This window comes from Cyanobium sp. BA5m-21 (assembly GCF_024346235.1).
In the GTDB taxonomy this organism is placed as follows: Bacteria; Cyanobacteriota; Cyanobacteriia; order PCC-6307; family Cyanobiaceae; genus Cyanobium_A; species Cyanobium_A usitatum.
In genome coordinates this window covers 1-10,715 of record NZ_JAGQCO010000061.1, presented here as the reverse complement: position 1 = coordinate 10,715, position 10,715 = coordinate 1, and the positions used below count along the sequence as shown (strand labels likewise).

Sequence of the window (10,715 nt, the reverse complement as noted above, 5' to 3'; positions counted from 1 at the left end):
TTGCAGCAGGCGTTGACTGCCTTTGAGGCGGAGGAGTTCAAGCTGCGGCAGGCCCACGCCAGCGCTGCCGAGATGCTGCGCAAGCTCAATGACTTCCTAAGCGTGCCGGCCAGCATCCGGCCGATTCTCAGCTTCGATCTCGATCAGCTGTTTGATCCCCAGCGCTTCTCTGACCTCGAGCAGTCGTTTTCTGAGGTGGTGCTGCTGAACGATGCCTTCCGCCAGCTATCAGAAGAGCGCCTGGCCTGAGCCGTCAGCGCAACCAGCCCCTGGCCGTTGCCAGCCGTGAGGCCTCCTGCACCGCCTCAATGCAGCGCTGGGCGCGGCGTTTGGCATCGTCCTGCCCCTGGGCCCGCAATACATACGCCTCCATCGCCTCCGGCGTTTCGATCAGAGCCAGCAGGCCAGCGGTTCGTGCAGCTAATGATCCAGCAGCAAGCAGACGGCTCACCAAGCCCAGGTCCCAGAGCTGCTCCGCGGTGGAGCCGGGTGCAAGCAGCTCCTGTCGAAGCACTTCCAGCAACTGCTGCTTCAGTGCATCAAGTTGCCCAGGCCGCAGCCGGCGGCTGTTGGGTAGCCCTTCCGCTCTCCCCGCAGGGATCACGGTTGGACGATCCGGCGCATGCTCCACGCTCCAGCTCAGGCCCGTGCCCGGAACTCCCACCGTGGTGCGCGCACCACCACTTCGGGCGACGGGGATATTGAACGAGGCGCCTCGCCCGCCCACTGAGATCGAGCTCAATCCACCCTTGCTGAAATTGAAGCGCAGCGGGCCCAGGCGGGTGGAGCGGCGGAAACGGAAGCCCATGGCGCCGGCCTAAACCCCCTCGAATTCCGAGAAGAAGTCCTCATCCAGCCGGTGCACCACATAGGTGTCCTTCACCGAAACGCCCACGCCAGCGGTGATCATGAGCAGGGTGAGACGGTTGCCATCAATCAGCACAATCCGCTTGTCCACAAGCCCATTGGCATAATCGCGGGCATCTTTGCTGAAACCGGACGTGGTGAGGAAGAAGCCTTTGCTGGCGCCTACCCCACCCATGGCGCCGTAGAAGGCTTGGATCAACGGTCGCCCGATCGTCTGCTCCTGGTAGCGCTTGGCCTGGATGTAGATGCTGGCCAGACCCAGGCGGTCTTCATGGATGCGGCCATCGATGCCGCCATCGGGTCCGCGTTGTACTCCCTGGCGCGACTCGGGGCCGACGCCATAGCCAAGGGCACCAAGAAGCTGGAGCACCAGCGCCTCGAAGGCTTCTGGGCTGATCGCCTTCACCCTCTGCAGCAACTCCCCGCGCACATCGGCTTCCAACTGACTGATGCCTGCGGCGATCTGCTCCTCCGGGGTGACATCAGCCTCGGGAGCGGCCTCTGTAAGGGGTGTGCCATCAGTTGCTTCTGACTTGTCTGTTCCCCAGGCTTCCTCCCAGCCAGGGAATTGTTTGAGCCTGGAGAGGGTGACAGGGCCTGGTTCAGCAAGCAGCTGCCGGCCGCGCTCATCGAGTTGCACCCAGCCGCGTTTCGGGGTGGAAAGTGCCTGGGCTTTGCGTAGGTAGGTGGCGGCCCAAAGGCTGCGATTACGGAACTTCGGCTGTCCACTGGGGATGGTTTCGGCCAGCTGTTCTGCAGTGAGTCCGGAGACATCCATCATGCGCTGGATCACCGCCTTGACGTGGTGGGGCTCCCCGTCGGTCACGGCCTCCAACATGGGCCGCATCAGCTCGTGATACTTGGGTAAAGGTAATTCGATCATGCAACTTGGGCCTCTGCGCTGAGATCGATGCCAGGGGCAAGGGCATCAGCAAGGACGGATTCAAGGAAGCGGCGGCTGTCTTGCTCGGTCACAGTGATTTGGGCCTCCAGTTGATCGCAGAGGTTCATCAGCTCCTCAACCTTCGCGACGATTCGGTGCTGCTCGGCGAGTGGAGGGAGGGGAATAAGGAGTGCTTCCAGCTTTCCTTTTGTAATGTGCTGAAGGCCGACACCTCCGTGCGCCTTGGAAATCATCTCGTCGAGTCGGCCGTTGATTGCCAACCGAAGAAAAGATGCGATGAAAGACTGGGTCTTGAAATCGCATCGAAATATATGCTGGTTCAGAACCGCTGGCCCGCGCTCCCAGATAAACGCTCCAAAGGACGTTCCAGGAGTACCAGACCAGCTTATTAAGAATGAGCCGTCATCAATCAGCGAGCGTTCCCGTGCAATGACGGGGTCACAGAAGTTAAACGCCGCATTTATATTGTTTGGATTCTGGATTCTTACGATACGCAGGCCTGTGGTTCCCCAATCAGTCGACTTGAACGCCATTCCGTTCAGAAGGTTTAACTGGTCGCCAATTTGAATCCATTCCCAGTTACTGGGCAGATTAAATGGATCGGCCGACTCATACTGTCTCTTGATGCATTTAGGCTTTTCATCACTGGGTGCTTGCTCCACCAGCTTGCCGCGCACCGCAAGATCGAGGATGAAGCGGCGTAGACGAGGAAGTGCATCGGGTGCTTCGCTGATCCGCTCGAAGTGCTGCAGGAGCTGCTTGGCGTTCATCGCAGCAGCGCCTCGGCCAGGATCACCTTGAGCTGATCGCGCAGGCCGGCCGCCTTCTGTTCGTCCAGTTCCAGTTGGGCCAGCAACTCGGCTGGGTCGCCGTGGTCATCGGCCACGGTGTGGGGGTTTTTGAAGTCGAGGTTGTAGTTGCGGGCCTTAATCGCCTCGATCGGCACGCTCCAAGCCTGCTCGGTTTCCTGGCGGTTCTGGCGCTCGGCTCCACCCCACCAGTCCACGCAGTCCTGGAAATGCTCCACCCGGATCGGCTTTGTCATCGAATAGGCCTTCTGGCCCGGTGGCACCCGGTGCTCGTAGAACCAGATCTCTTTAGTCGGCTCTCCTTTTTCAAAGAACAGAAGGTTGGTGCCGATGCTGGCGTAGGGCTTAAAGACCGAGTTCGGCAGCCGCACGATCGTGTGCAGGTTGCACTCCTCCAGTAGGTGCTCCTTGAGGCGGGTCTTCACACCTTCGCCGAAGAGGGATCCATCCGGTAAGACGATCGCGGCCCGCCCGCCTGGCTTCAGTAAACGGATGAACAGAGCCAGGAACAAATCGGCGGTTTCCCTGGTGCGGAACTGCACCGGGAAGTTGTCCTGAATTCCATCCTCCTCCTGCCCTCCGAAGGGCGGATTGGTCAAGATGATGTCCACCTGGTCGCTCTTGCCATAGCTGGCATAAGGACGGGTGAGGCTGTTGTCATGCTCCACAAAGCTGGGATCTTCAATCCCATGCAGGAGCATGTTGGTGATGCACAGCATGTGGGGCAGCTGCTTTTTCTCCATCGCCCGCAGGCCTGCCTGCATCGCCTGTTCATCGGCAACCGTTTTCACCGAGTGATCACGCATGTGCCGAATCGAACAGGTAAGGAAGCCATCTGTGCCTACTGAGGTATCCAGCAGCAGTTCACCGGGTTTCGGGTCAATGCGGTCCACCATGAAGCTGGTGACACCACGAGGTGTGTAGTACTCCCCTGAATTGCCAGCACTTTGCAGGTCATTTAGTAGTTGCTCATAAATATCACCAAAGTGCTTACGTTCGCTCAGATTATTGAAATCGACCTCATTGATCTTGTTGATCACCTGCCTAAGCAGCTGCCCAGACTTCATGTAGTTGTAGGCGTCTCGGAACACCTCTCGCACCACCTTGCCTCGATTTGGGTGCGATCCCTTTAGGGGCATCTCCTTGAGATAGGTGAAGAGCTCCTGGTTAATGAACTCCAGCAGTTCATCCCCGGTAATGCCCTCTGGATCCTTGGCCCAGTGGCGCCATTGCAAGTGGGTGGGGATTGGCGAGCTGAAGCTCTCCTCCATCACCTCAAGCTTGAGGTCCTGGTCGTCGATGATCTTCAGGAAGAACATCCAGCAGAGCTGGGATAGGCGTTGGGCGTCGCCATCGACACCCACGTCCTTGCGCATGATGTCCTGGATGGACTTGACCGTGGTTCGTGCCGACATCGCTCAGGCCGCCTCCGAATACAGGCAATCCTGCAGATCATGCACCGCCTTCTGGAAGCCGGCCCTTGAGCCGAACCCCTGGATCAACTCGAAGGCAGTCCCCAGGGTGGTGAATGGGGGGATTTCGAGGATCTTCACATTGTCCAGATCGCCCACTACCCCCTCGTCTTGGTACTTCTCGAGCAGGGCTTCCAAGACCGCCCTCGCTTGGGGCCCGTAAAGGCTGAACACATCCTTCCTAACCCGGGCGGCCCGCTCACGCCGGGTGAGGGGTGGTTGATCGAAGGCGATGTGGCAGATCAAATCGAAAGGATCCAGGTCTTTGCCTACCTCCTCCTGCAGTGGCTCCAGCAGCAGTCCCTCTGCCGCCAGTTCATCAATGATCGATTGCTTGCGTTCTTCTCCCCGCCAGCGGCGCAGGAAAGCATCCAGGCTGGCGTACTGCTCCCTCACCGTCTTGCGGCTGTAATCCCGCAGCGACTCGGTGACGAGCTTGCCGTTTTCATCCAGGTACTCCACTCGCTCGGTGAGGACGGAGACCGCCTTCCCCTTGATGTAATACTTCCGGTTTTTCTCGCCCGGCGGGACCGGTGGAAACGGGTCATCATCTAGTTCGCCAACAGTCGTGTCCTCGCCCTCTTCATCGATGGGGTCCTGGCTGTCTTCCCTATCAGGTGGATTTGGAACATCCGGAGGGAGCGGAGAGTCGTCTTCCCCAGGTTCATAGATCTGTACCGGCTCACCATCGAAGTCAGGATCAGCAAAGTGATTGGTAGCTTTACGGAAGTCCACCAGGGTGAAGTAGTACTTCTCGCTGTCGGCATGTACACGTGTGCCTCGACCCACGATCTGCTTGAACTCGGTCATCGAACCCACTTCCCGGTCCAACACAATTAGTCGGCATGTCTGGGCATCTACACCCGTGGAAAGCAAGCGTGAAGTCGTAACGATTACCGGATAGGCCACCATCGGATCAATGAAATTATCAATGTCTTTCATCCCTTCTTCATCATTTCCCGTGATCCGCATCACGTAGTGGGAATTCGCCTTCACTAGATCCTGATTCTCGTTGATCAGTGCCTGCCTCATCAGCTGGGCATGCTCGGTATCTACGCAGAACACTATGGTTTTCTGGAAGCGATCGCCACTGGCTCTGAGGTAGTTGCTGATCCATTTAGCCACCCGGCTTGTGCGCTCGTCGATGACCAAGGTGCGATCGAAATCCTTCTGGTTGTAGATGCGATCGTCTATTTCATAGCCACGGTCATCCACTTCACCTCGCTTCGGGCGGTAGCCCTGCACGTCTACATCCAGGTGGACGCGGATCACCTTGTAGGGAGCAAGGAATCCATCTCGTATGCCCTGCTTGAGAGAATAGGTATAGAGAGGTTCGCCGAAATAATTAATGTTGGATACATATTTTGTTTCTTTTGGCGTTGCAGTCAGACCGATCTGGGTGGCATCCGCGAAATACTCCAGGATCTCTCGCCAGGCCGAATCTTCTGCTGCGCTGCCACGATGGCATTCATCCACCACAATCAGATCAAAGAAGCCCGGTGAAAATTCCTTGTAAAGCTTCTGCCTCTCCTCGGGTCCCGTAAGCGCTTGATATAGACCTAAGTACACCTCGTAGGAGCTGTCCACTCGGCGCTGGCTGTTAATGGCTGTTGCGATCGTCTCCAAGGAACCATCGGCCCGCTCAATCGTCTTGGAGGCGGTGCTTAGCTTTGCCATCGCTGGACCGAATGGCCTGAAGTCATTCACCATCGTCTGGTTGATCAGCACGTTGCGGTCGGCCAGAAACAGGATCCGCTTTTTCTGCTTGGACTTCCATAGCCGCCAGATGATCTGGAAGGCGACGAAGGTCTTGCCGGTACCGGTCGCCATGACCAGCAAGATGCGCTTCTGTCCTCTAGCAATGGCTTCCACTGCTATCTGGATCGCATTGATCTGGTAGTAACGAGGATCTTTTTTGCTGCCACCATCGAAAAATGGCTGCAGCGCCACCCTCTCCTGCTCAGGCGTCAACCCCTTCCAGTGGCAATAGTTATGCCACAAGGTCTCTGGGCTCGGGAAAGCCTGGAGAGTCAATGTGCTTTCCAGCTGCTCGCCTTGACCTGTGCGATCGTGGAACACGAAACCGTCGCCATTGGAGGCAAACACAAAAGGTGTCTGCAGCGAGTCGGCATAGGCCAGGGCCTGCTGCATCCCATCACCAAGGGCATGGCTGTTGTCCTTGGCTTCAATGACAGCGATCGGTACATGCTGATAAAGCAGCACATAGTCCGCCCTACGGGCACGGCCCCGGGTCACCATCCGCCCGCGGACGATGATTCGACCCGCTGTGAAGGAGTGCTCCCGCAAGATGTGCTCTTTCAGCCATCCCGCCTGATGCAGAGCCGGGGTAATGAACCGGTCGCAGATATCGGTTTCACTTAGATCCTTCTTATTCACTGCAGTCCCCTGAGCAGCGTGTGCTGAGGCGGCAGGCAGGCCTTACTGCTGAGCTGCGGCGCTTGGCCTAGCAATGGGGCTCCAGGGGTTCCGGCGCTTCCAATTGTGGTGGCTCAGCTAATTGGCGCCACCTTTCGCAGCCCTCACCGTTTATTTCGCCTGAGTTGCCTGGCCTGAGTTCCTCATCTGACCAGGTGCCTCAGCCGGGATTCGTGGCCCTTGGTCGACCTTGGGTTGGCCTGCCACAAGGGCTACCGGGAGGAATTGGCTTGCCACTAGGCCGTCAAACACCCACCTAAATCCCTCGTCCAGTCCTCGCGCTGCCTCAAGGATCTAGCCATGCGCCCCGTTGGGGCGTCCTTGTCACATCCCTGCGGCAGGCCGTTGGGGGTGGGGTTCTCTGCCGTCCCCAGATGGCTGCCCCGCTTTCCCGCTCTGCCCTCCGTGCCCGTGATGCCTTGGTGCTCGAGCACCTCTCCCTGGCAGATGCCGTTGCTTCAGCTGTAGCCCGCCGCTTCTTCCCTTTGGTTGAGCGGGAGGATCTGATCCAGGTGGCTAGAGAAGCCCTGCTCCGTTCAGTGCTGCGCTGCAAAGCAGGTGAGCCGGCGGAGCCCTATCTGCGCCGCTGCATCTCAGGTGCCCTGCAGCATCACCTGCGCGATCGTGTGCGGCTGGTGCGCATTCCACGCCGGCTGCATGAGCAGGGTCTGTGCCCCCTGGGTCACATCAGCCTTGATGGCCACGCCGTTGGCGAGCCGTGCCTGCTCGATCAGCTAGCGGCCCCAGAGCAAGAAGCAGCCGGCCCCGCTGATGATTTGGCGCTGGAGCAGCTTGTAGATCAGCTGCCTGCGCCGCAAGCCACGGCCCTGAGGCTCACCATCCTTGAGGGCCTGTCGCTACGGCAGGCGGCAGAGCAGCTGCAAATCAGCGCCATGTCGGTGCAGCGGGCCCAAAAGAAGGCAATCGAGTCCCTGCGGAAGCTGCTCCAGGCCTGAGGCCTTGGGCCGCCTCTGGCGGCCTTAACCCCTTGCTCCACCCACTCGCGCCTGCTCAGGGTTCCGCTGCGGTCCGTACAGACACAAGCTTTGATTCCTTGTCTTGCCCACCAGTGGCTTGCTCCGGGCTTCCTCAGTCTGAGGCATTCCTGCGTCATGCCTCCGCTTCGGGAAGTCCCTTCGCTGCGCCCCATGGCGCCGATTTCATGGCTTCTCGTTCAGCTGCCGCCTCACCGTTCTGCAGGCCTGAGGAAGATCCGTTCCTGCTGCTCGAATCCACGCTGCGCTCGATGGAGGAGATCCTGCGCCGTAGCCGCGGGTTGCCGCTGCGCCGCACCTGGATCGAGCAGCCCTATGGAGAGGAAGAGATCACGATCCTGGAAGAGGAGGTGATCCCCGCGATCCAGCAATGCCTGGCGCGGGTGGATGAGCTCGATGAGCGGCTGCTGGCCCAGCAGGAGCTCTTGCAGCGTTGCCAGCTGGAGGCTGGTCGTGAGGCGCTGGCTGAGTTGAGGCTGCAGATGGCCTGAGGCCCAGGGCCCGCCGGGAGCACTGATCCCGGCTTCTCTCCTTTGTTGCGTGCAGTGCGGCAGTGGGCTCACTCCGCATCTAATCGAGGCCCAGCTCAGGTCGTCTGGTCATGCCGGCGGTAGCTAAGGCAGAGCGGGTTGGCGGTGGTCCACAGCGCCGGAGAGCACTTCCCCGATGGTCCGCCCCTCGGCCAGCAGCCACCAGAGGCGGTGGGCTGACAGAGCCACAGCGTCAAGGCTAAGGCGAGCACCTGAGCGGTGACCTTGACCCCGTGGCTCAGGGGCGTGGAGGGGGGCGTTTCTTCTCCAGTTCGCCATGGAAGCCACCACCAATCCCTGCCGATCCCGTCAGCGCAAGCCACAGCGCCGTCATCCAGTGCAGGTCGCCCAGCAGCTGGTGCTCTTCTCCCTGCCGGTTCCACAGCCGATCGGCTGCTGCTGGGATCTGATCTGCCCAGAGGCCGGCTGGGAGGAGCCCCTGCGCTGGGCCGTCTAGGGCCGAGCTCAGATCGAGGCCGCCAGCAGATCTGCGGCCTTGCTCAACTCACTCGCGCTTGCTCGGGGATTGCGCGGCGGCCGCTGGAGCGTCTGCTTGCTGCACAGACCTCCGGTGGTCGAAGTAGAGAGGCGTCAACTTTGCTGGCAGAGGGGGGAACGCCAAGCCCAAACACCTCCAAAACCCTGAGTCGGAGTAGGTCCCAAACTGCTCCTCACAGTCCTGAATGGCCGCCAGCAAAGCATTTAAACGCCCCGAATGTTCGGGGTGTCATCAGGGTGGGCACCAGACAGCCTGAGAGCACTGGGAGACGGAACAGGATCATTGACGACGCTGAAAATCTGGTTGATCTTCTTCAGATATAAGTGATTATAAGTAGTCGCGAGAACCAGCTCTTTTCAAAAGAAGAATCAAATGAACGGTTAATCACACTAGTTCCTGCAAGAAGCTACCGCAATGATTCAACATCCTGCTCTTGCTTTTGTCAGGCTACTGACGATCACTTAACCTCTGTCATTTGTGCAATGACTAGAGCGCGAGGATCAGCACTGCCATGTATAAATTATTGCTAGAAGTTACACGCCATCAAGAAATTTAACGCCCACTTAAGGCATCATACTCTTGCTTGATCGCCAGCACTTCTGCAAAGCCATCCCTCATTTCACGTCGTCGCGAATATATTTCTAGCGGTTGTGTTTCGTAATTTGATGCTTTCTTGAGATTCTCTGGTACAGCTAAAAACTCATAGCACTTGTGAATTGCCGTCCAAGCCTCTTCCGCGTATTGAGAAAGATCCTTGCTTTCTCTCTGTAGAATTGCAATAGACTTCTCAAGCGAAGCCCTATTCGCTGCGAGGAGTTCATTAGTTTGGGACGCTTTATACGTGGTCTGCAACGGCTCCAGTGATTTATGTATCTGTGCAACGCTTTCATCAGCCCATATTGCCTCGGGATAGTTCTCAAAAATTATAGAGCAGACTTTCTCGTCAAGTGAATTTGATTCTAGCATATCGATACCTTTTTCCTTGATAAATTTATCGATTAGTAGGCTAAGCAATTTCTCGGAGAGTTGATCAGAAGAAAATGGCTTGATATCCTTAATAGAGTGACTGTTCTGAGAGGAGTCGATGGTTTTGACTCGAACACCATTCCTAATTCGTTCGTCCCAAAAGATTGATTCATAGCGAATCCCAATATATGGAAACGTCTTATTGGAATCCAAAAAGATTTCTCTAAATTTAAAACATGTTACGGGATCGTCTCGCAAGACTCCAAATTCATCCTGGTATTGACTTGCCACACGATCAACCAGTATTTTTGCAGAGAGAATATTTCTTTTCAAGGATCTGGCTCTCACAAAGTAATATATCCCAATTAAGCATCCGACTACCAGAAAGAATGGCCAGGCGACAATTAGCAATATTCCTACTACAAAGAAAATGAATATAGCTATTATGAGCATACGGCCTGAGACTTCTTCGGTCGCCATTTCAAGGGGATCCACTCATATGCTTATACGATAACCCATGTACTGATATGAAGAGCGAGTTGGCCCTTTCATTGGAATCCCAGTTCTGCACCAGGTTTTAGTTGCGTTCCGCCAGCTGGAACCACCCTGCAAGCCATCACCCTCTGATGCTCATGTTTGCGGTGTTTTCAGCGATTAATGCGGGGCTGGCGGTAGCGCCCCTCTGAGTGGTGTAACTCAGGCGGTCCTGTGACCCTTTCCGGAGGGTGAACAGGTGCAGTCAAAGGGTGACTGCTTGGAAGCTGATTGCGCAGCTCCGTTTATCCACTATGAACCCTGATCGCTGAATTGGCAACTCAGCGATCAATGTGTTTTGTGTAGATCGAGGGAGGAGCTGGTGCCTTTCAGCTGATGGGTTCGTCTGGCTGGGCGGACGGATCAGCATCAGTGAGCTCCAGGGCCTCTTCTGGCTCCGGGATCTTGGCCATCGTGGCCTCTGAGAAGAAGCGGCGGCGCTCCAGCTGCCATTCCTCCTGCTGCTCCAGCAGCTGGCTGCCCACCAACCGCTCGATCGCAGCGTCGTTGGGGAAAATACCGACCACGTTGGTGCGGCGTTTGATCTCCTTGTTCAGCCGTTCCAGCGGGTTGGTGCTCCACACCTTCCGCCAGTGCTCCTGGGGGAAGTGCAGGAAGGCCAGCACGTCGTCACGGGCGGCGTCCATCACCGGCACAGCGGTGGGGAACTGCTTGCGCAGCATCTCGGTGACTCGCTGCCAGT

General features: G+C 57.4%; 11 protein-coding genes. 4 read left to right on the top strand and 7 right to left on the bottom strand.

Annotated elements, in window-relative coordinates; genetic code table 11:
• Positions 1-249, top strand: a 249-nt coding sequence (locus KBY72_RS12915; RefSeq protein ID WP_254993751.1) for a hypothetical protein, incomplete at its 5' end; no start/stop codon positions are given.
• Positions 250-253: 4 nt separating this feature from the next.
• Here KBY72_RS12915 and KBY72_RS12910 read toward each other — a convergent pair.
• Genes KBY72_RS12910 through hsdR form a run of 5 tightly spaced genes read right to left on the bottom strand, consistent with a single transcriptional unit; the run spans position 254 to position 6,449 of the window.
• Positions 254-808: a DUF4236 domain-containing protein gene (locus tag KBY72_RS12910; protein WP_254961551.1), complete on the bottom strand. Its 555-nt coding sequence runs from the start codon at positions 806-808 to the stop codon at positions 254-256.
• A gap of 9 nt (positions 809-817) precedes the next feature.
• On the bottom strand, positions 818-1,714 hold the full coding sequence (locus tag KBY72_RS12905; protein WP_254993750.1) for a restriction endonuclease: 897 nt from the start codon (positions 1,712-1,714) through the stop codon (positions 818-820).
• 32 nt (positions 1,715-1,746) lie between these two features.
• Positions 1,747-2,541 carry a restriction endonuclease subunit S gene (locus tag KBY72_RS12900; RefSeq protein ID WP_254961554.1) on the bottom strand — a complete coding sequence of 265 codons (795 nt, stop codon included), beginning with the start codon at positions 2,539-2,541 and terminating at the stop codon, positions 1,747-1,749.
• Positions 2,538-3,995 (bottom strand): type I restriction-modification system subunit M, encoded by a 1,458-nt coding sequence (locus KBY72_RS12895; RefSeq protein WP_254961555.1) that lies wholly within the window; start codon positions 3,993-3,995, stop codon positions 2,538-2,540. The genes KBY72_RS12900 and KBY72_RS12895 overlap by 4 nt, the downstream gene beginning before the upstream one ends.
• A 3-nt stretch (positions 3,996-3,998) precedes the next feature.
• Entirely contained in the window at positions 3,999-6,449 is a 2,451-nt protein-coding gene (gene hsdR, locus KBY72_RS12890; protein WP_254993749.1) for an EcoAI/FtnUII family type I restriction enzme subunit R, read from the bottom strand.
• 413 nt (positions 6,450-6,862) lie between these two features.
• On the opposite strand from hsdR, the gene KBY72_RS12885 reads away from it, so the two are divergent.
• The 3 genes from KBY72_RS12885 to KBY72_RS12875 all read left to right on the top strand — a co-directional run bounded on the left by KBY72_RS12885 (position 6,863) and on the right by KBY72_RS12875 (position 8,470).
• Positions 6,863-7,444 carry a sigma-70 family RNA polymerase sigma factor gene (locus KBY72_RS12885; RefSeq protein ID WP_254961556.1) on the top strand — a complete coding sequence of 194 codons (582 nt, stop codon included), beginning with the start codon at positions 6,863-6,865 and terminating at the stop codon, positions 7,442-7,444.
• A 206-nt stretch (positions 7,445-7,650) separates the two neighbouring features.
• Positions 7,651-7,974: a hypothetical protein gene (locus KBY72_RS12880; RefSeq protein WP_254961557.1), complete on the top strand. Its 324-nt coding sequence runs from the start codon at positions 7,651-7,653 to the stop codon at positions 7,972-7,974.
• A 316-nt stretch (positions 7,975-8,290) separates the two neighbouring features.
• A complete protein-coding gene (locus KBY72_RS12875) occupies positions 8,291-8,470 on the top strand; it encodes a hypothetical protein (protein WP_254961558.1) in 180 nt (59 codons plus the stop codon).
• A 594-nt stretch (positions 8,471-9,064) separates the two neighbouring features.
• Here KBY72_RS12875 and KBY72_RS12870 read toward each other — a convergent pair.
• Together KBY72_RS12870 and KBY72_RS12865 are read right to left on the bottom strand one after the other, a co-directional pair.
• Complete coding sequence (locus KBY72_RS12870; protein ID WP_254961559.1) at positions 9,065-9,973, bottom strand: hypothetical protein; 909 nt, start codon at positions 9,971-9,973, stop codon at positions 9,065-9,067.
• Between the two features lie 368 nt (positions 9,974-10,341).
• On the bottom strand, positions 10,342-10,715 hold a 374-nt coding region (locus KBY72_RS12865; protein ID WP_254993748.1), incomplete at its 5' end, for a transposase.

Bases quoted from the DNA above. Each gene is read 5' to 3' on its own strand.
- KBY72_RS12875 (WP_254961558.1), top strand. From the start codon at position 8,291: ATGGAAGCCACCACCAATCCCTGCCGATCCCGTCAGCGCAAGCCACAG.
- KBY72_RS12885 (WP_254961556.1), top strand. From the start codon at position 6,863: ATGGCTGCCCCGCTTTCCCGCTCTGCCCTCCGTGCCCGTGATGCCTTG.
- KBY72_RS12895 (WP_254961555.1), bottom strand. From the start codon at position 3,995: ATGTCGGCACGAACCACGGTCAAGTCCATCCAGGACATCATGCGCAAG.
- KBY72_RS12905 (WP_254993750.1), bottom strand. From the start codon at position 1,714: ATGCGGCCCATGTTGGAGGCCGTGACCGACGGGGAGCCCCACCACGTC.
- KBY72_RS12880 (WP_254961557.1), top strand. From the start codon at position 7,651: ATGGCTTCTCGTTCAGCTGCCGCCTCACCGTTCTGCAGGCCTGAGGAA.
- KBY72_RS12900 (WP_254961554.1), bottom strand. From the start codon at position 2,541: ATGAACGCCAAGCAGCTCCTGCAGCACTTCGAGCGGATCAGCGAAGCA.
- KBY72_RS12910 (WP_254961551.1), bottom strand. From the start codon at position 808: ATGGGCTTCCGTTTCCGCCGCTCCACCCGCCTGGGCCCGCTGCGCTTC.